Origin of the sequence: Rhizobium sp. BK538 (genome assembly GCF_014197575.1) — a bacterium.
GTDB lineage: Bacteria > Pseudomonadota > Alphaproteobacteria > Rhizobiales > Rhizobiaceae > Rhizobium.
Genome location: NZ_JACIFT010000002.1, coordinates 188,419 through 207,487 on the forward strand (window position 1 = coordinate 188,419; position 19,069 = coordinate 207,487).

Sequence of the window (19,069 nt, forward strand, 5' to 3'; positions counted from 1 at the left end):
TGTAAATTGTATCCGCGATTTCATGCCCTCGTCTTCAGGTGAGTCTCCCGGCGATCCGTTTCCCCTCCGATCTTTTTTCAACTCGAAAGCGATTTACCTTTGGTCTATCGTCCCGCCGAATTTCGAAAGGAGTCGAAAATGACCTACGTAACGCCAGTGCTTTCGCGCGCGGACCAGAATTTGCCGTCAAGCCTCGACAAGCTGTTTGAGCTCTTGAGGATCAAATCCATTTCTACCGACCCGGCCTTCAAGGCCGAGTGCCGCAAGGCAGCCGACTGGCTGGTTTCCTATCTCAAGACACTGGGTTTCGATGCTTCCGTGCGTTCCACACCCGGCCATCCCATGGTTGTCGCCCATCATGCCGCTGCGAGCGCCGATGCGCCGCATGTCCTTTTCTACGGCCACTACGACGTGCAGCCGGTCGATCCCATCGAGCTTTGGGAAAACGATCCGTTCGAGCCGTCGATCAAGGATGTTGGCAATGGTCGGAAGATCCTGACGGGTCGCGGCACGGCCGACGACAAGGGCCAGTTGATGACCTTCGTCGAAGCCTGCCGTGCCTACAAGGAAGTGAACGGCGCTTTGCCCTGCCGCATCACCATTCTTTTCGAAGGCGAGGAAGAATCCGGTTCACCGTCGCTGAAGCCTTTCCTTGAGGCTAACGCCGCGGAATTGAAGGCCGACTACGCGCTCGTCTGTGACACCGGCATGTGGGATCGCGATACGCCGGCGATTGCCGCAGCACTTCGGGGGCTTGTCGGGGAGGAGGTCGTCATAACGGCCGCCGACCGCGATCTGCACTCCGGCTTGTTCGGCGGTGCAGCCGCAAATCCGATCCACATCCTGACGGCTGCGCTTGCCGGCCTGCATGATGAAACCGGCCGCATCACCCTTGAAGGCTTCTATGATGGCGTCGAGGAAACCCCGGCCGATGTCAAAGCGTCCTGGGAAACTCTCGGCAAGACCGCGGAGACCTTCCTGGGCGAGGTTGGTCTGTCGATCCCCTCTGGTGAAAAGGGCCGCTCGGTCCTCGAACTGACGTGGGCACGTCCGACCGCTGAGATCAATGGTATCTGGGGTGGCTATACCGGGGAAGGCTTCAAGACAGTGATCGCGGCCAAGGCCTCCGCCAAGGTTTCCTTCCGCCTCGTCGGGACGCAGGACCCCGATGCCGTCCGGGAAAGCTTCCGCAGTTATGTCCGTTCGAAAATCCCGGCGGATTGCTCTGTCGAATTCCACCCGCATGGCGGCTCGCCGGCCATCCATCTCTCTTACGATTCGCCGGTGCTGACGAAGGCCAAGAATGCGCTTTCCGACGAGTGGCCGAAACCTGCCGTCGTCATTGGCATGGGCGGATCGATCCCGATCGTCGGCGACTTCCAGAAGATGCTCGGCATGGAATCGTTGCTGGTCGGCTTCGGCCTCAGCGACGACCGCATTCACTCGCCCAACGAGAAGTACGAGCTTGCTTCCTATCACAAGGGCATCCGCTCCTGGATTCGCATCCTGGAAGCGCTGGCCAAGTAAGGAAAGCCTGCTCTCTTGAGAGCCTGAAAAACAAAAAGGCCGGAACAAGCCGGCCTTTCGTCATCCGCTTCATTTCGATGCCAGTACATCCGTGGTCAAGGAGGAAGCGAATGTTGCAGCCAGAGTGATCGCGAAAGGTCAACCAATGGTTAATTTGAGAGCCGCGATCAAAACGATGGAAGCGGCAACCTTGCTTGCGCGCACAGCTTTCCACCGGCTGCAATATGTTGGTCCTATGTCGGAATGCCGGCCTCGCGTTTCAAGTAGGGCTAACGCATTTCTGCGTTTCGAGGCTTTCAGGAGTTCGACGAGGCCGCTGCAGCGGCCGCCCTTTTGCTCGCTTGCCGAGGGGGGAGGCTTCCACCGGCGACATGGGAAGGCCCGGCGCTCTGGGAGAGACACCGGGCCTGATCGCGATCGGCACGTTTGAGGGGAGACGGCCGACCTTCAGCGAAACGTATAGGGCGTGTTTCGCTACGGACTTAATTCATTAGGCCGCTGATGGTTCCCTGCTACCAGAGGGAAACGGAGTTCTGCCGACAGACGAGCAGCTCGCGCATCTCTGCGAACGGGCCGTGCAGCATCTTCAGGCGGCTTTCTTCCATCTTTGTCAGCCGGTAGCGGCGCGCAAACTCATGCACGCTCCAGACTTCGCGCAGCTTGAATTCTTCGATGTTGCTAATGTCGATGCTCATGAAATGCCTACATATTGCGCGTGCTGCACTAATCCTAGGCGCAATTCGGCATGCTATATGTCAGATTTGTGACGGTAGCAACGAATGGCAGCCATGCCAAAAAAGCGTGGCTTCGTAAATGAAACAAAGCCCGGCCGATTGGCGCGCCGGGCTCTGGTTTGAACTGCGTGATCAGCGCCAGCCGTAGCGATCGCGAGCCCATGGCGGCGGACGATCCCATCCGTAGGACCGCTCATAACGCCAGCCATAGCGTGGCGGCGGGCCGCCCCATCCATAGCGACGATCAGAGCGCCATCCGTAGCGCGGCGGTGGCGGGCGGTTCCAATTCGGTCGGCAATTTCCCCACCGAGTGAGATGATAGCCGCGGCCGCAAGCGTAATCGACAAGTACCGTATTCTTGCCCGCAGCGCCGTTCACCGGCACAATCGGCATCGCTTCAGCCGCGGAAACGCCAAACCCACAAATGGCGATCGCGGCTGCAATCATTCTCATACGCATCTCTGCACCTCTGTTATGCAAGTCCCTTGCACGTGGATTAGAGAGCCGGTTGGGTGAACAGGGGCTGAACCAAATTTGACATTATTGGGGCAGCGGTGGCCCTTCTAACCACTTCTTAACCACCCCTTAAATCGCCGCATTTAAAGTTCAACCGGGCGGAGAACCGTTTGGCAAGGCACGGCTTCTGCGGCGTCGTTGCTCAGAGCGAAGATGGGGTGTACCGGGTACTAGATGGCGGGCAGAGGCAAATCACGCGACAGGATCGAACCCACTTTCAGCGGCCGCGATGACCGTGACGATGATGACGATTTCGCGCTCGATGCCGACGACCGTGTGGTCCGTGGACGCTCAAGCAAGCGCGTGGCTCCAAAATCGTCTCGGGCACGGCAGCCCGAGCGACGCAAACGCGACCGCCGGGAGCGTGAAGGCGGAAGTTTCTTCGGCTTCATCCGCCGTATCGTCTACTGGTGCATTGTTTTTGGTATTTGGGCCGGCATCGGCGTCGCCGGCCTCGTCGTCTACTACGGGTCGCGCATGCCGAGCGCCAGCACCTGGGCCATTCCCGAGCGCCCCCCGAACGTCAAGATCACAGCTGTTGACGGCAGCGTCCTCGCCAATCGTGGCACGACGGGCGGCGAAGCGCTCGCGCTCGAAGACATGTCGCCCTACATCCCGGAAGCGATCGTCGCCATCGAAGACCGTCGCTTCTACTCGCATTTCGGCGTGGATCCCCTTGGCCTTACACGTGCCTTCGTCACCAACCTGACGACCGGACACATGGTCCAGGGCGGTTCGACATTGACGCAGCAGCTTGCAAAGAACCTATTCCTGTCGCCGGACCGCACGCTGGAGCGCAAGGTGCAGGAAGTCCTGCTTGCGCTTTGGCTGGAGCAAAAATACACCAAGGACCAGATCCTTGCGATGTATCTCAATCGCGTGTTTTTCGGCTCGAACGCCTATGGCGTCGAAGCTGCCTCGCGCCGTTATTTCAACAAGTCCGCACGTGACGTGAACCTTGGTGAAGCAGCCCTTCTCGCCGGTCTCGTCAAGGCACCGTCGCGTCTGTCGCCGGCCCGCGATCCTGAGGCAGCCAATGCCCGCGCGCAGGTGGTTCTGCAGACGATGCGCGATCAGGGCTACATCACAGACGATGAAGTAAAGACCGCCATGTCGCAGACGCCGGCCAAGGCGAAGCGCTACTGGTCGGGCGCTGGGCACTATGTCGCGGATATGGTGATGGACCAGCTGCCCGGCCTGATCGGCGACGTCAAGGAAGACATCGTCGTCGACACGACGATCGACAAGACGCTGGAAAAGCGGGCCGAGCAGTCGCTGAACGACGTATTGAGCAAGGATGGTGCCAAGCTCGACGCCTCGCAGGCCGCACTGGTCTCGCTCGACGGGACGGGCGCAATCCGTGCGCTCGTTGGCGGCAGGGACTATGCCGACAGCCAGTTCAACCGCGCCGTGACCGCCAAGCGCCAGCCCGGCTCCTCCTTCAAGCCGTTTGTCTACGCTGCGGCGCTGGAAAAGGGTCTGACGCCGTTCTCGATATTCAATGACGCACCGATCCGGATCGGCGATTGGACGCCGGAGAACTACGAGAAGAAGTACAATGGCGAAGTGACGCTCGCGACGGCACTTGCAAAGTCGCTGAACACCGTCGCCGCCCAGCTCGTGATGTATGACGGACCGGACCAGGTCATCAAGCTCGCGCACCGCCTCGGCATCGAATCGGAACTGCAGCCGAATGCCTCGATTGCTCTTGGCACGTCGGAAGTGTCGCTGACAGAACTCACCGGCGCCTATGCCGCCTTCATGAATGGCGGCTACAAGGCGACGCCGCACGTGATTCGGCGTGTGACGACGGCCGACGGCAGCAGGGTGCTCTACGAGAACACCTATGACAATCCGCCCCGCGTCCTGTCGGAGGCGATTGCTGCCAACATGAACACGATGATGATGGGTGTCATCAACCAGGGGACCGGCAAGAGCGCCAAGCTTTCCGGTTGGCAGGCGGCTGGCAAAACCGGCACCACCCAGAATTCGCGCGACGCGCTCTTTGTTGGCTTCACCAGTAACCTTACAACCGGCGTCTGGTTCGGCAACGACGACGGCAAGCCGATGAAGAAAGTGACGGGCGGCGGCCTGCCGGCCAGGGCATGGCAGGAGTTCATGGTCGCCGCACACAAGGGACTGTCGCCGGCACCGCTCTTCGGCAATGGGCAGTTTATGACAGATCCCGCAGTCAATCCCGGTTTCGGCGATCAGCCGATGGCCTCTGTCGAGCCTGGCATGGCGCCGCCGCTTGAGGAGCCGACCACAATCGGCAGCATCCTCTCCGGTGTCTTCGGGGGCGGGGCCGATGTTCGTGAGCGCTATCCACAGGCGACCGAGCGACCAAGACGTCAGCCGATGGCTCCGGTTAATGGCGGTCCGGTGCCTCCCGCCGACATCGCTCAAGACGGCGATGTTGGCTACGGCGACGCGCTGCCGCCGGGTGATATCGGCGAGCCTGAACCGTCGCCGACGGGCAGGCCGAGACGGACGACCTTGCTCGACTTGATCATGGGGCAGTAGCTAAAGCGTTTGGCCGGAAAAATGCCATTTTCCTGCGCCTGTCGAAATTAATTGCTAGGCGCCTGTTTTGCTGGTTTTCTGGCTATTTCTCGCCTTGCAGTCCCGAAAACCGCTCCTTATATACGCCGCATCACCGCAATCACGATTGCGTTAATCTTAAAGACCCATCCCGTAAGGGGCTGTCAGGGAAATGCCTTCTCGGGGTTCCGACAGCTTGCTTCAAGGAGAGAATGACATGGCAAAAGTAATTGGTATCGACCTCGGAACGACAAATTCCTGCGTCGCAGTCATGGACGGCAAAGACGCAAAGGTCATTGAGAATGCGGAAGGCGCGCGTACGACCCCTTCCATGGTGGCATTTTCTGACGATGGCGAGCGCCTCGTTGGTCAGCCGGCCAAGCGCCAGGCGGTCACCAACCCCACGAACACCCTCTTCGCAGTGAAGCGCCTGATTGGCCGCCGCTACGAGGATCCGACCGTTGAGAAGGACAAGAGCCTCGTCCCCTTCCACATCGTCAAGGGTGACAACGGCGACGCCTGGGTCGAAGCCCAGGGCAAGTCCTATTCTCCGGCACAGATCTCCGCGATGATCCTTCAGAAGATGAAGGAAACCGCTGAGTCCTATCTCGGCGAAAAGGTCGAAAAGGCCGTCATCACCGTTCCCGCATACTTCAACGACGCACAGCGCCAGGCAACCAAGGATGCCGGCAAGATCGCTGGCCTCGAAGTTCTCCGCATCATCAACGAGCCGACGGCAGCCGCACTTGCCTACGGTCTTGACAAGAAGGACGGCAAGACCATCGCCGTTTACGACTTGGGTGGCGGTACGTTCGATATCTCGATCCTCGAAATCGGCGACGGCGTCTTCGAAGTGAAGTCCACCAACGGCGATACCTTCCTCGGCGGTGAAGACTTCGACATGCGTCTCGTCGAATACCTCGTTGCCGAGTTCAAGAAAGACAACGGCATCGACCTCAAGGGCGACAAGCTTGCTCTGCAGCGCCTCAAGGAAGCTGCTGAAAAGGCGAAGATCGAACTTTCGTCCGCGCAGCAGACGGAAATCAACCTGCCGTTCATCACCGCCGATGCAACCGGCCCGAAGCACCTGACGCTGAAGCTGACGCGCGCCAAGCTCGAAAGCCTGGTCGACGATCTCGTCCAGCGCACGATCGCTCCGTGCAAGGCAGCCCTTAAGGACGCCGGTGTGACGCCTGCCGAGATTGACGAAGTCGTTCTCGTCGGCGGCATGAGCCGCATGCCGAAGGTCCAGGAAGTCGTCAAGCAGTTGTTCGGCAAGGAGCCGCACAAGGGCGTCAATCCTGATGAAGTCGTGGCACTCGGCGCAGCTATCCAGGCCGGCGTTCTGCAGGGCGACGTCAAGGACGTTCTGCTTCTTGACGTAACCCCGCTGTCCCTCGGCATCGAGACCCTTGGCGGCGTCTTTACCCGTCTGATCGAGCGTAACACGACGATCCCGACGAAGAAGTCGCAGACCTTCTCGACCGCTGACGACAACCAGCAGGCGGTCACCATCCGCGTTTCGCAGGGTGAGCGCGAAATGGCTGCCGACAACAAGCTGCTCGGCCAGTTCGACCTCGTTGGCCTGCCGCCGGCACCGCGTGGCGTTCCGCAGATCGAAGTCACCTTCGATATCGACGCCAACGGCATCGTTCAGGTTTCGGCCAAGGACAAGGGCACCGGCAAGGAACAGCAGATCCGCATCCAGGCCTCCGGTGGTCTCTCCGACGCCGACATCGAAAAGATGGTCAAGGACGCGGAAGCCAATGCCGAAGCCGACAAGAAGCGTCGCGAAGGCGTGGAAGCCAAGAACCAGGCCGAAAGCCTGATCCATTCCACGGAAAAGTCGCTGAAGGATTACGGCGATAAGGTCTCCGAGGCCGACCGCACCGCGATCTCCGATGCGATCGCTGCTCTGAAGTCTGCGGTCGAAGCAAGTGAGCCGGATGCCGAAGACATCAAGGCAAAGACCCAAACCCTCATGGAAGTTTCCATGAAGCTGGGCCAGGCGATCTATGAAGCCCAGCAGGCAGAGGCCGGCACGGCTGATGCCTCCGCAGCCGGAGGCGATGACAATGTCGTCGATGCCGACTACGAAGAAGTCAAGGACGACGACCGCAAGAAGTCCGCTTAAGCGGGACGAAACGGTCAAGCTTGAAACTGACATTCCGGCTGCCTCCGTGGCAGCCGGAAATCCATTTCCGGGGTCTAATCCTTAATGGCAAAAGCCGATTTTTACGAAACGCTGGGTGTCGCCAAGACGGCGGACGAGAAAGAGCTGAAAAGCGCCTTCCGCAAACTCGCCATGAAGTTCCATCCGGACAAGAATCCGGGCGACCATGACGCCGAGCGCAAATTCAAAGAAATCAACGAAGCCTACGAAACGCTGAAGGATCCGCAGAAGCGCGCGGCTTACGACCGTTACGGTCACGCCGCCTTCGAACACGGTGGCATGGGCGGTGGCGGCGGCGGTTTTGGCGGCGGTGGATTCTCCGACATTTTCGAGGATATCTTCGGCGAGATGATGGGCGGCGGTCGTCAGCGGCAGCGCTCGTCCGGCGGCCGCGAGCGTGGCGCCGACCTTCGTTACAACATGGAAATTTCGCTGGAGGAATCCTTCTCCGGCAAGACGGCGCAAATTCGCGTTCCGACCTCGATTACCTGCGACGTCTGCTCAGGTTCGGGCGCCAAGCCCGGTACGCAGCCGAAGACCTGCGGCACCTGCCAGGGTTCGGGCCGCGTGCGCGCTGCCCAGGGCTTCTTCTCGATCGAGCGTACCTGCCCGACCTGTCATGGTCGCGGCACGATCATTCCCGATCCCTGCGCGAAGTGCCATGGCCAGGGTCGCGTCACCGAAGAGCGGTCGCTCTCCGTGAACATTCCGGCCGGCATCGAAGACGGCACCCGCATTCGCCTGCAGGGCGAAGGCGAAGCCGGTATGCGCGGCGGTCCATCGGGCGATCTCTATATCTTCCTGTCGGTCAAGCCGCATGAATTCTATCAACGTGATGGCGCCGACCTCTACTGCACCATCCCGATCTCGATGACGACGGCGGCTCTCGGCGGCACCTTCGACGTTGCGACGCTCGACGGCACGAAGTCACGCGTGACCGTGCCGGAGGGCACGCAGGCCGGCAAGCAATTCCGCCTGAAGGGCAAGGGTATGCCAGTGCTGCGTTCGCCCCAGACCGGCGATCTTTACATTCAGATCCAGATCGAGACTCCTCAGAAGCTGACGAAGCGCCAGCGCGAACTTCTTCAGGAGTTCGAGCAGCTTTCCTCGAAGGAGAACAATCCGGAATCGACCGGGTTCTTCGCGCGAATGAAGGAATTCTTCGAGAACTGATCAATCAGGCATGAAATGCGACAAAGGCCCGGTTGTTGTTGCAACCGGGCCTTTGTTGTTTGTTGTTCCACTCTGCCTATGCAGGGTTGCTGCAATGGCTCGACTCTCATATTCAAAAATCGCTTTATAATCTTGTATCAACCAAATGATTGGCAGGACATTAAGATAATAAAAGGTTAAATTAGCAGGCGCCTAGTAACATTACAGCGCCGGGGGACACTTGGAACGCCGTCTCGCAGCCATCCTTGCAGCAGACATCGTCGGCTACAGCCGATTGATGGGCTCAGACGAATCCGGGACGCTGAGTGCGGTGAAAAATTGCCGCACCGAGCTTCTCAATCCGAAGATTGCTCAGCATCGCGGCCGCATCGTCAAGCTGACCGGCGATGGCATGCTGGTCGAATTCTCCAGTATCGTGAACGCCGTCGCCTGCGCTGATGAGATTCAGCGGGAGACTGCTCAGCGAAATCTGTCCGTGCTGGAGGACAAGCGAATTGAATTTCGGATTGGCATTCATCTGGGCGATGTGATCGTCGAGGATGGAGACATCTTCGGAGATGGTGTGAATGTTGCCGCGCGGCTTGAGACACTGGCCGAGCCTGGCGGCATTGCCGTCTCCGCCTCCGTCAGGGACCATGTCGGAACCCGGCTCGACCTTTCCTTTGAAGACAGGGGCGAGCACAGGCTCAAGAACATCAAGGAGCCGGTGAGGGTCTACGCGATCTCGCCACGGCGGGCGCTGCCATTGAAGGTCAACAAGGCCGCTTTGACCGCGGCCAGGGAAAAGCACAAGCAGCTCGTCGCCGTGCTGCCGTTCACCAATATGAGCGGCGACGCCGAGCAGGAGTATTTTTCGGACGGTATCACTGAAGACATCATCACCGATCTCTCGAAGATATCGAACCTTTACGTTGTCGCGCGCAACACCGCCTTCACCTACAAGGGCAAATCCGTGCAGGTGAAACAGGTCGCAGCCGAGCTCGGTGTCGACTTCGTTCTCGAGGGGAGCGTCCGCAAGGTGGCGCAGCGCGTGCGCATTACGGGGCAGCTGATTGATGCGAGGAATGGCGGGCACCTTTGGGCGGACCGCTTTGACCGCGACCTCACCGATATTTTTGCGATCCAGGACGAGATCACCCACGCGATCGTTGATCAGCTCAAGATCAAGCTGCTGCCCGAGGAGCGGCGGGCAATCGAGGCGGAACCGACAAGCAACGTCGAGGCTTACACCTACTATCTGCGCGGCCGGCAGCTTTCCCATACCTGGACGAGGCCTTATCTGGTCTTGGCCCGGCGCATGTTTGCAACGGCTGTCGCGCTGGATCCGGAATATGCGCGTGCCTATGCCGGCATGGCCGATTGCGAGTCGGCACTTCGCGACTGGCATGCGGGCGAGTATACGCTACAGGGAATTCTCAGTCTGAGTGCCAAGGCGCTTGCGCTCGATCCAAATCTTGCGGAGGCGCATGCCTCGCGGGGGCTGGCGCTGCACCAGGACGGGCGAGACGAGGAGGCGCTTGTCGAATTCGAAAAGGCGCTTGCGCTGGAGCCCGATCTCTATGAGGCGAATTTCCACTATGGTCGTTTCCTTTTCATGCAGGGCAAGTTCGAGGGCGCGATCACCTTCTTCACAAGGGCGGCCGAGATACGCCCCGACGACTATCTCTCGCCCATCCATCTGATGAGTGCATGTCGATCGCTCGGCCTGATGGAGGAACGGGCACATTGGGCGCGCGTATGCATCGAGCGTGCCGAAGAGGCCTTGGAGCGGCATCCGGAAAACTCCGGGCCGGCCCATCGCGGTGCGCTTGCATTGGCGCACATGGGCGATGCGGAACGAGCAAAAGAGTGGGTGAAGCGCGCGCAGACGATCGATCCGGATGACATCGTTGCACAATACAACATCGCTTGCGTTTATGCGCTGTTGAACGAATGCGACGCCGCGCTCGACCTGTTGGAGGAGCTGTTGCCGCAGTCATCCTGTTATCACATCCTATGGTTCAAGCATGATTCGGACCTCGATTCCGTGCGCGATCATCCACGCTTCGAGAAAATGCTGGATGCGATCGAGGCATGTTCGGCCTCCCTCGACTTTAGGGTCGCTTCGGAATAGCGCCGGCGCCTGCCCAATTGTTCCATTCTGAAACAAGCGGAAATGCACATCTGTCTTGCGTTAACGCAGGCAGTGAATGCCGCTTTGCAAAGACAAGCAAAGCGGCCAGTATTCTGCCGGGGATCAACCAAGAACAAGGGCAACTTCCATGACGGCAGCAGCCACTACTCTGTCTTTGCAGTCCGATGATGTCGACGTGCTTGCCGGTGCGCTCTACGCGTGGTGTGCCGAGCGCAATATCAAGATGCGCAGCCAACAGGGACTTTCAATAGCGAGCATCGCGATCGATCTCTATCACGCAGGTCATCATACGCAGGACGATCTGCTCGTTGCGCTTCATGAACGCGAGTTGCACTGACGCGAAATGAAGGCTCTAGCCTAAGGCCTCGGCGTAGGTTTCACCGGACATAATCGAGAGAATCGTCTTCACGGCCTCCTTGCCAGCCGTGGAGAGAAGCCTGTCGTAGTGCATGGCCAACTCATAGGCTTCGGGGCTGAGGCCCTGCTTTCCCGCGCCATCATTGGGATTGGCGCCTTCGAACAACTCGGAAATATCCACACCCAGAAAGACCGCAATCTGGTGCAGTTTACTTGCTGATACGCGGTTGGTGCCCTTCTCATATTTCTGAATTTGCTGAAAAGTCAGCCCGAGCGCCTCCCCCAGTTCCAGCTGCGATATGCGTCTTTTGGACCTGAGTGCCCGAACATTTCTACCGACAATAATATCTACCGGATCTGGCACCGTGTTGTTCCCTTATAAGGCAATTATATTTGCGTAGTACTATGCCCGCGTTTCGCAATATCTCAACCCTTCAGTTGGAAAATTCAACCGGCTTTTTCTGTGGTTTTTCGGTGGTATGCCTAGACTTTCGGCGTAGGTACCGACCCTGGCGTGCACATTATTTGGGATGCCAGTTAAGGGCGGGAAATCAGCCTGGATGGCACTTGATTTTACTTGTGGTCCTCGCGCGCCGAATTCTCAGTCGCCCGTGGCGGGCAACTTGACCAGAGCCAGCGCAGCGCATATTTTAGAATAATTCTAAAAATGAGGTTGTTATGCTGCGTAGGCTTTTTGGATCATCCAAGCGTTCCTTTGACTCTTTGTCCGAGCAGGAAATACTGGCGCTCGCTATCGGCTCCGAAGAGGACGATGCGCGCATTTATCTCGCCTACGCCGACATGCTGCGGGGCGAGTACCCCGCATCCGCCAAGGTCTTCGAGGAAATGGCTGAGGTGGAGGACACGCATCGAAAGTCCCTGATCGAAATCTATCGCCAGCGGTTCGGCGAGCGCATTACACTCATTCGTCGGGAACATGTTCGCGGGTTTTATGAGCGGAAGCCCGATTGGTTGCGGCGCAGCCTTTCATTGGAGAGAATCCGGGGTGAAGCGGTGGCCATGGAACAGCAGGCCTATCGCTTCTATGTCGAAGCGGCGGGCCGCGTTACCGATGCCAATACCCGGCAACTGTTGGGGGACTTGGCGCTGGCCGAGCAAGGCCACGAAGAGATCACCCATATGTTGGGCGACAAGCACACGCCTGAAAATGTGAAGGCTGAGGAAGACCTTGCTGCGCGCCGGCAACTGGTCTTGACCTATGTACAGCCTGGTCTTGCCGGTCTGATGGATGGCTCGGTGTCAACGCTGGCGCCGATCTTCGCCGCTGCCTTTGCGACCCAGGACACTTGGCAGACGTTTCTGGTTGGCATGTCCGCCTCCGTCGGCGCCGGCATCTCGATGGGCTTCACGGAAGCGGCCCACGATGACGGCAAGATTTCGGGCCGTGGTTCGCCGATCAAGCGCGGTCTCGCCTGCGGCGTCATGACCGCACTTGGTGGTCTTGGCCACACCTTGCCTTATCTGATCACAAACTTCTGGACGGCAACGACGATGGCGGTGATCATTGCGATCTTCGAGCTTTGGGCAATCGCGTTCATCCAGAACAGATTTATGGAAACGCCGTTCTTACGTGCTGCTTTACAGGTGGTCGTCGGCGGCGGTCTTGTCCTCGGTGCCGGCATCCTGATCGGCAACGGCTGAGCCGCAGTTCCCGAGCAGTAATCAACTCAGTCCCAACAAAGAAGGCCGGCATTTTTTGCCGGCCTTCTTTGTTCCATCCGATATCGTCTACTTCAGAGCACCGACGAGAACGTCGCGGCCATTTTCGATGGTGACCCAGCGGCCGGCATTGGCGCTCGACTGTCGCTTGATGAACGAATAGGGCGTGTCGAACCACGGCTTGACGTTGGAAGCCAGGTTGTCGAGCACGAAGTCCCCGTGGCTGGTGCGCAGTGTCAGCACGGCGTGGCCTTCGCCATCGGGCTTGCGAACCACGGTGAGAAGAAGGTTAGCCGGCGAAATGCCTCGCTGGATCAGGATACGGCGCTTCAGCAAGGCGAAGTCTTCGCAATCGCCGGCGGTTGTCGGATAGGCCCAGACCTCATCCTTGCCGTAGATTTCCTTGTCGGTCATCGGAGTGATGCTGTTGTTGACCGTGGCGTTGACCGATCGCACCATTCCCCATTTCGCATCCGACATCTCAGCCGGCGAGACATTGCGGTTCGGGCCGCACTCATTGCGATGCGTCTGGCAGAAGTCGTAATGGCCGATCGGCTGGGAAGTGGCCGCGCCGGTGACCATCGAGAGGTTGTTGGTGGAAGCCGGCGTCGCGGCTGTAGACATAGCAAACACGGCCATCATGGCCACGAGGAAACCCTTGATTCGCACGCCCGCTTTTCCCTTGCATCGCCCATGTATTGTTAACAAAAAGTTAACGGACAGAGGCTCGAAGAGTCAATCGTTACTTCTGGGGAGGGGCTTGCTACCCACCAACATGGTTAAAATTCGTTAGGATTTGGCACAGGTGATATCGTTTGGCTTAGCGGATCAGCCCTTTGACTGCAGCAAGCATACGCTCGATGTCCTGGGGCCGCGAAAGCCGGTGATCGCCGTCACGCACGAAGGTTAGAACGACGTCGTCGGCGGGGAGGTGTTCCACGAGCTTCATAGCATGTTGATAGGGAACGTCGGGATCCTTCATCCCTTGCAGGATATGCACTGGGCAGCCGGTCTCGATGATGCCCCTGAGCACGCTGTTGTCGCGCCCATCCTCCATCAGCGCCCGTGTATAGATGTTCGGCTCCGGGCTGTAGGCCGACCGCTCTTCGAAGTAGCCGCGCTCGGCAAGGGAGGCTTTTTCTTTCTTCGTGAGGTTCGGTTCGATGAGATCGGAGGTGAAGTCGGGAGCCGGCGCAATTAGAACCATGCCCTCCAGCTTTGGCCCGTCCTGCAGCTTGGCGAGTTCCTGGGCGAGCCGCAAGGCTATCCATCCACCCATCGACGAGCCGACGACGAGGATGCTTTCGGGTGCTGTATGGACGATAACCGCAAGCGCTTCCTCCAGCCAGCGCGAGATCGTCCCGTCGGTAAACTTGCCGCCGGATAGGCCATGACCGGAATAGTCGAGGCGCAGGCAGGCAAGGCCGTTTTCTGTGGCAAACCTGTCCAGTTCGATCGCCTTGCTGCCGCTCATGTCGGAGCGGTATCCGGATAACCAGACAAGGGTTGGGCCGGCCGCCTGGCCGGATTGGCTTCGCGCGATGTAGGCAATCTCGCGCGCGGCCTCGCCTTCTCCGACGGTCAGATATTGATGGTCATGGATGAGATTTGCGTCAAACATCGCGGAACTCCAGTTGTTTTGGCCTATAAAACAGATTCTTGACAGGCTGACAGCAGGTGTTTTTTCCGCTAAAGAGTGTTACCGACTCCGTTGCAGCAATGGTGAAACCACGTTTGTGCTTCCGTTATTGGGAGTGCCGAGGCTGCAGCGATCCGAAACAACGCGAGGAGAATACGACCATTCGCAGACCCTTTAAAGCCGACGCGCCCGTGAAGGAAGGGCCGCGCTCGAACCGGGAAATTCGCATCCCCCGAGTTCAGCTGATTGATGCTGAAGGACAGAACTTGGGCGTCGTGCCCACCGACCAGGCCTTGAAAATGGCTGAGGAAGCCGGTCTCGACCTGGTGGAAATCTCCCCAAATGCCGAACCGCCTGTGTGCAAGATCCTCGATCTGGGCAAGCTGAAATATGCCAACCAGAAGAAGGCCGCCGAGGCGCGCAAGAAGCAGAAGATTGTCGAAGTCAAAGAAATCAAGATGCGCCCCAACATCGACACCCATGACTATGAGGTGAAGATGAAGGCGATGGGCCGTTTCTTTGAAGATGGCGACAAGGTGAAGGTAACGCTGAAGTTCCGCGGTCGCGAAATGGCGCACCAGGAGCTTGGCATGAAGCTGCTGCAGCAGGTGAAGGCCGACACGACCGAATATGCCAAGGTTGAAGCCGAGCCCAAGCTCGAAGGCCGCCAGATGATGATGGTGCTCGCGCCGAAGTGAGGCGCGTCGCCACTCTCGTATCAAAGCCGTCCGTAAGGGCGGCTTTTGTATTTTGGGCTGATGTTTGCCCAAACTGACAGGACGCTGACAAAAGCGCTCAACGGTCTGTCAGCGAGACTTTGGCATTCTGCACTCAACAGAGAAGAGCGCAGAAAGCAAAGATCATGAAAAAGAACATCTCACGCACGCTCCTGGCGTCCGCCGCGGCACTTGCAGTGACCCTATCTCTCCCAACAATTCAGACGTTCGGCCCTGACCATTTCTCGTCGGCTGCGTTTGCCCGTGGTGGCAGCGATGACGGCGGCGGCAGCGGTTCTGGCAGCAGCGGCGGTGGCGGCAACAGTGGTTCCGGTCACAGCGGCGGCAGCGACGACCACAGCGGTAGCGGACGCGGTGGTGACGATCACAGCGGTCGAGGCGGTCATGACGATGGGGATGACCATCATGGCCGCGGCCGTGATGACGGCGCTGAGCACGATCGCGACGACGACAATCCCGGTGAACGCCATGGCGGCCGCAACGACAATCGCCCGGAAGTAACGCTCTCGGTGTCGGAGGCGAGCCTTGCGGGGCTGTTGAACGGCTCGCTTGCCGCCGTGGACCAGCTTGGTCGTCGGCTTGAGGTCGAGATTGAGCTTGAAGATGGAACGCGCGTGGTGGTCGCGCATCCCCATAGAGGGGATTTTGTCCGAAATCCTGGCGCAATCACCAGCGTCACTATAGTTCCCGCTTCGGCGCAATAATCTGCCCGGCGCGGTCTTCCGGCCACCCCTTCGGAAGAAAGAACTCCGCCGCGCCCCGGCGGAGTTCTTGGATTTTTGGAGCCTTGTCTCGTCGCGACAATGCGTTCAGTGTAGGCTCCGCGGTTGCAGATGCATTGAGGTACTTAGAAGTTCAATGAACACAAGCCGTCGCGATTTGATGACGATGTTGATGCTGGCGGTGGGGCTTGCCGCCGCCGGTCCGATCCTCGTTTCCCATGCGCAAGCCAAGGATGGCGGCAGCGATGATGGCGGCGGCGGGAGCGGTTCAAGTGGCAGTGGCTCGTCCGGCTCTTCTGGTTCTTCCGGGTCCAACTCCGGCAGCGGCAGTTCCGGCTCGGGTTCCGGTTCCGGTTCCGGTCGCGGCGACGGTCACGACGATCACGGGAACGATGATGATGGTGACGATCACAGCGGCAGCGATGACAGCGGTAGCGGACGAAGTGGCCGCGCCTCGGACTATGATCGGGCGCGTGATGCCGTCCGCGAAGGCCGGATTCTTCCACTGAAGACGGTGCTGGAGCGCATTGACGCAAAACGCTACGGGCGGGTGATCGACGTCAACCTCAGGCGATCCATGTTCAGCGACGTCTATCAGGTGAAAGTGCGCGACGGGGCAGGGGCGATCAGGACGTTGCGCGTAAATGCTCGAAACGGAGTGCTGCTGGGGGGATAGGGGCATGCGAATATTGCTGGCGGAGGACGATCCCAATATTTCCGGCCACGTGGTCGAAAAGCTTGCGCGGGAAGGCTACCTTGTCGAGGTGTTTGCAAGCGGCCCCGATGTATGGGAGGAAGGGGAAACGGGCGATTACTCCGCCATCATCCTCGACCTTGGATTGCCCGGCATGGACGGTCTCTCCATCCTGAAGCGGTGGCGCGGCGCAGGCATCAACACGCCGGTTCTCGTTCTCACGGCCCGCGGCTCGTGGATGGAGCGCGTCGACGGTTTTGACGCGGGAGCTGATGATTATCTGCCGAAGCCGTTTCGCACCGAGGAGCTGCTGGCTCGCCTGAGAGCGCTTCTGCGCCGCACCGGCGCTGTCGCCGCGCGCGTGAAGTCCGCCAACCGCTTCACGTTGGATGAAAGCGCGAGACGCGTGACCTTCGATGGACGCGAACTCGACCTCAGCCCGCTGGAATACCGCATGATCGCGCTTTTCATCGGCAAGCCCGGGGAAGTGCTGAGCCCAACCGAACTGGCAAGCCAGGTGCAGGGACGCGACGACGATTCCGCCAAGAATGCCGTGGAAGCCATGGTGGCGCGGCTGCGAAAAAAGACGGATAGTGACGCCATCGAGACCCGGCGCGGCTTTGGCTATGTGCTTCCGGAGCGGCCGCGGTGATCCACTCGCTGCATTTTCGCCTGGCTGCTGGAGCGCTCGTCGCGATCGCACTGGCGTTGACGCTCGTCTGGGCGGTGCTGAGCCACCTGTTCACGGACTATCTGGCCGACCAGTATTCCAACGAAATGACATCGGTGATGGACTCTCTGGCGGCGCAGCTCGCCGTGGAGAATGGCGCTCTCGAATTGAAGAACGAGCCTGCCGACTCGCGATTCCAGATACCGGCCGGTGGCCGCTACTGGCAAATCTCGCTTGATGGCAATGAGGAGCCTTTGCGCTCCCGCTCCCTCTGGGACGAAGAGATCACCGCGGATGCACTATCCAAGGACATGTACTGCGGGTTCCGCGAAACCGACGGGCCCGATGGCTCGCCGCTGCTAGTGTCGATGAAGACGATGAGGCTCGGCGAAGGCGCCGCAAGCAAGAACTTTACCGTCTATGCCGCTTTCTCCAAGCCGGAGATGGAAGCAGCCCTTGAGACCTATCATCGGCCGTTGCGGCTGATGCTGCTTTCCACCGGCGGTATGCTGCTTCTGGCTGCTTTTCTGCAGGGGTGGGTCGGCTTGCGCCCGCTAGTGCGGCTTCGCGACCGCGTCGCCGATATCAGGGCCGGGCGCAGCTCTCATATCGGCACGGAGGGACCCAGCGAAGTCAAGCCGCTGGTTCGCGAAATCAACCTACTGCTGAGCGAGCGGGAGACGGCGATCGAGCGCGCGCGCGCTCGCGCGAGCGACCTCGCCCACGGTTTGAAAACGCCGTTGACGGTGTTGTCGCACCTGGTTGAAGCCTTGCCCGAGGGCCAACGCGAAACGGCATTGCAGCAGATCGAACTCGTTCGGCAGCGCGCCGACCGTCAATTGCAGGCGGCCCGCATGGGTGTGGAGCAAATGGCCACGACATCGCTGCTCGGCATCTCGGGAAAGCTCGTCAATGTTTTGACGCCTTTCACCGAAGAGAAGGGGATCGACTGGCATCTTGATATCGATCCGGCCCTGACGGTCCAGGCAGATCCCGCCGACATCGCCGAGGCATTGGGCAATGTGCTCGACAATGCCGTGCGCTTTGCCAGAACTCGGATCGAGCTCTCTGCCGGTCGCTCACAGGACGATGTCGTGCTCAGCGTTTCCGACGATGGCCCGGGTGCGGATCCCGACAGCTACGATCTGATGTTGAAGCGCGGGGTGAGGATCGACGATGGTACGGCAGGAACTGGACTCGGGCTCGCGATATCGGGCGATATCCTTGAGGCTTACGGCGGCAGGCTCGATCTTTCCGCCTCTCGATGGGGCGGGCTTCAAGTGAAATTGATGCTTCCGGCCATGGCCGGCCGGCCTTCCACCATTGCCTAGAAGATTCATCTGCCGCCCCGTTGCACTTTTATGACGCTGCGGTTATAAGCGCGCGTCCGAACTGACCGGCAGGGCATGCCGTGGCAGTTTCGAATGCTTGCGGAACGGTTCGTCACCGGAGCCGCAGATCAACAACAAACGCTCCCGCACCTTGTTGCGACGGCCGGAAACTTGGCATCGCGAGAAGGCTTCTTTGATGAAGCAGCCGGGGGTACAGAAACGGAGTAGCAAAATGCCCAAGATGAAGACGAAGTCCTCCGCCAAGAAGCGGTTCAAGATCACCGCGACCGGCAAGGTCAAGGCTGCAGCTGCTGGCAAGCGCCATGGCATGATCAAGCGTACCAACAAGTTCATCCGCGATGCACGTGGCACCATGGTTCTCGCAGAACCGGATGGCCGCAAGGTCGTGAAGAACTACCTGCCGAACGGTCTCTAAGACTA

The 19,069-nt window shown here is 59.4% G+C and carries 18 protein-coding genes; 12 read left to right on the plus strand and 6 right to left on the minus strand.

Going from position 1 to position 19,069, the window contains the following annotated elements; translation table 11 throughout:
• The first annotated feature begins 138 nt into the window (after positions 1-138).
• Positions 139-1,527, plus strand: coding sequence for a M20/M25/M40 family metallo-hydrolase (locus FHX09_RS03245; RefSeq protein ID WP_132594076.1), 1,389 nt, complete (start codon positions 139-141; stop codon positions 1,525-1,527).
• Positions 1,528-2,039: 512 nt separating this feature from the next.
• On the opposite strand, the gene FHX09_RS03250 is transcribed toward FHX09_RS03245, so the two are convergent.
• Both FHX09_RS03250 and FHX09_RS03255 read right to left on the minus strand, forming a co-directional pair.
• Positions 2,040-2,222 carry a hypothetical protein gene (locus FHX09_RS03250; protein WP_007798587.1) on the minus strand — a complete coding sequence of 61 codons (183 nt, stop codon included), beginning with the start codon at positions 2,220-2,222 and terminating at the stop codon, positions 2,040-2,042.
• Positions 2,223-2,393: 171 nt separating this feature from the next.
• A complete protein-coding gene (locus tag FHX09_RS03255; RefSeq protein WP_244423788.1) occupies positions 2,394-2,654 on the minus strand; it encodes a hypothetical protein in 261 nt (86 codons plus the stop codon).
• A 297-nt stretch (positions 2,655-2,951) separates the two neighbouring features.
• Here FHX09_RS03255 and FHX09_RS03260 point away from each other — a divergent pair, with 297 nt between their 5' ends.
• The 5 genes from FHX09_RS03260 (at position 2,952) to FHX09_RS03280 (ending at position 11,135) form a co-directional block, all read left to right on the plus strand.
• Positions 2,952-5,300, plus strand: coding sequence for a transglycosylase domain-containing protein (locus FHX09_RS03260; RefSeq protein ID WP_132594078.1), 2,349 nt, complete (start codon positions 2,952-2,954; stop codon positions 5,298-5,300).
• A 235-nt stretch (positions 5,301-5,535) separates the two neighbouring features.
• Positions 5,536-7,452 (plus strand): molecular chaperone DnaK, encoded by a 1,917-nt coding sequence (gene dnaK, locus FHX09_RS03265; protein WP_132594080.1) that lies wholly within the window; start codon positions 5,536-5,538, stop codon positions 7,450-7,452.
• 84 nt (positions 7,453-7,536) lie between these two features.
• The gene (gene dnaJ / locus FHX09_RS03270; RefSeq protein WP_007798598.1) at positions 7,537-8,664 is read left to right on the plus strand and encodes a molecular chaperone DnaJ; all 1,128 of its coding nucleotides are present in this window, start codon (positions 7,537-7,539) and stop codon (positions 8,662-8,664) included.
• A gap of 220 nt (positions 8,665-8,884) precedes the next feature.
• Complete coding sequence (locus FHX09_RS03275; RefSeq protein ID WP_132594082.1) at positions 8,885-10,777, plus strand: tetratricopeptide repeat protein; 1,893 nt, start codon at positions 8,885-8,887, stop codon at positions 10,775-10,777.
• A 148-nt stretch (positions 10,778-10,925) separates the two neighbouring features.
• Entirely contained in the window at positions 10,926-11,135 is a 210-nt protein-coding gene (locus tag FHX09_RS03280) for a hypothetical protein (RefSeq protein WP_132594084.1), read from the plus strand.
• Between the two features lie 15 nt (positions 11,136-11,150).
• On the opposite strand, the gene FHX09_RS03285 is transcribed toward FHX09_RS03280, so the two are convergent.
• Positions 11,151-11,519, minus strand: a complete 369-nt coding sequence (locus tag FHX09_RS03285; RefSeq protein WP_007798609.1) for a helix-turn-helix transcriptional regulator — start codon at positions 11,517-11,519, stop codon at positions 11,151-11,153.
• Positions 11,520-11,833: 314 nt separating this feature from the next.
• Between FHX09_RS03285 and mbfA the strand changes: the two genes are divergently transcribed.
• Positions 11,834-12,817, plus strand: coding sequence for an iron exporter MbfA (gene mbfA / locus FHX09_RS03290; protein WP_132594086.1), 984 nt, complete (start codon positions 11,834-11,836; stop codon positions 12,815-12,817).
• Positions 12,818-12,904: 87 nt separating this feature from the next.
• Here mbfA and FHX09_RS03295 read toward each other — a convergent pair whose 3' ends face one another.
• Entirely contained in the window at positions 12,905-13,504 is a 600-nt protein-coding gene (locus FHX09_RS03295) for a transglutaminase-like cysteine peptidase (protein ID WP_007798618.1), read from the minus strand.
• Positions 13,505-13,655: 151 nt separating this feature from the next.
• Entirely contained in the window at positions 13,656-14,456 is an 801-nt protein-coding gene (locus FHX09_RS03300) for an alpha/beta hydrolase (RefSeq protein ID WP_132594088.1), read from the minus strand.
• A 179-nt stretch (positions 14,457-14,635) separates the two neighbouring features.
• On the opposite strand from FHX09_RS03300, the gene infC reads away from it, so the two are divergent.
• A complete protein-coding gene (infC, locus tag FHX09_RS03305) occupies positions 14,636-15,172 on the plus strand; it encodes a translation initiation factor IF-3 (protein ID WP_025658610.1) in 537 nt (178 codons plus the stop codon).
• Positions 15,173-15,393: 221 nt separating this feature from the next.
• Here the strand turns inward: infC and FHX09_RS03310 are convergent, their stop codons facing one another.
• Complete coding sequence (locus FHX09_RS03310) at positions 15,394-15,846, minus strand: hypothetical protein (protein ID WP_165933192.1); 453 nt, start codon at positions 15,844-15,846, stop codon at positions 15,394-15,396.
• 223 nt (positions 15,847-16,069) lie between these two features.
• Between FHX09_RS03310 and FHX09_RS03315 the strand changes: the two genes are divergently transcribed.
• From FHX09_RS03315 to rpmI, 4 genes are all read left to right on the plus strand, one after another.
• A complete protein-coding gene (locus FHX09_RS03315) occupies positions 16,070-16,609 on the plus strand; it encodes a hypothetical protein (protein WP_165933191.1) in 540 nt (179 codons plus the stop codon).
• Between the two features lie 4 nt (positions 16,610-16,613).
• Positions 16,614-17,279, plus strand: coding sequence for a response regulator transcription factor (locus FHX09_RS03320; RefSeq protein WP_132594094.1), 666 nt, complete (start codon positions 16,614-16,616; stop codon positions 17,277-17,279).
• Positions 17,276-18,628, plus strand: coding sequence for a HAMP domain-containing sensor histidine kinase (locus tag FHX09_RS03325; RefSeq protein WP_132594096.1), 1,353 nt, complete (start codon positions 17,276-17,278; stop codon positions 18,626-18,628). The genes FHX09_RS03320 and FHX09_RS03325 overlap by 4 nt, the downstream gene beginning before the upstream one ends.
• A gap of 232 nt (positions 18,629-18,860) precedes the next feature.
• On the plus strand, positions 18,861-19,064 hold the full coding sequence (gene rpmI, locus FHX09_RS03330) for a 50S ribosomal protein L35 (protein ID WP_004108077.1): 204 nt from the start codon (positions 18,861-18,863) through the stop codon (positions 19,062-19,064).
• Positions 19,065-19,069 lie beyond the last annotated feature (5 nt).

Bases quoted from the DNA above. Each gene is read 5' to 3' on its own strand.
- FHX09_RS03245 (WP_132594076.1), top strand. From the start codon at position 139: ATGACCTACGTAACGCCAGTGCTTTCGCGCGCGGACCAGAATTTGCCG.
- FHX09_RS03250 (WP_007798587.1), bottom strand. From the start codon at position 2,222: ATGAGCATCGACATTAGCAACATCGAAGAATTCAAGCTGCGCGAAGTC.
- FHX09_RS03255 (WP_244423788.1), bottom strand. From the start codon at position 2,654: ATGCCGATTGTGCCGGTGAACGGCGCTGCGGGCAAGAATACGGTACTT.
- FHX09_RS03260 (WP_132594078.1), top strand. From the start codon at position 2,952: ATGGCGGGCAGAGGCAAATCACGCGACAGGATCGAACCCACTTTCAGC.
- dnaK (WP_132594080.1), top strand. From the start codon at position 5,536: ATGGCAAAAGTAATTGGTATCGACCTCGGAACGACAAATTCCTGCGTC.
- dnaJ (WP_007798598.1), top strand. From the start codon at position 7,537: ATGGCAAAAGCCGATTTTTACGAAACGCTGGGTGTCGCCAAGACGGCG.
- FHX09_RS03280 (WP_132594084.1), top strand. From the start codon at position 10,926: ATGACGGCAGCAGCCACTACTCTGTCTTTGCAGTCCGATGATGTCGAC.
- mbfA (WP_132594086.1), top strand. From the start codon at position 11,834: ATGCTGCGTAGGCTTTTTGGATCATCCAAGCGTTCCTTTGACTCTTTG.
- FHX09_RS03300 (WP_132594088.1), bottom strand. From the start codon at position 14,456: ATGTTTGACGCAAATCTCATCCATGACCATCAATATCTGACCGTCGGA.
- FHX09_RS03310 (WP_165933192.1), bottom strand. From the start codon at position 15,846: ATGGGGATGCGCGACCACCACGCGCGTTCCATCTTCAAGCTCAATCTC.
- FHX09_RS03315 (WP_165933191.1), top strand. From the start codon at position 16,070: ATGAACACAAGCCGTCGCGATTTGATGACGATGTTGATGCTGGCGGTG.
- FHX09_RS03320 (WP_132594094.1), top strand. From the start codon at position 16,614: ATGCGAATATTGCTGGCGGAGGACGATCCCAATATTTCCGGCCACGTG.
- rpmI (WP_004108077.1), top strand. From the start codon at position 18,861: ATGCCCAAGATGAAGACGAAGTCCTCCGCCAAGAAGCGGTTCAAGATC.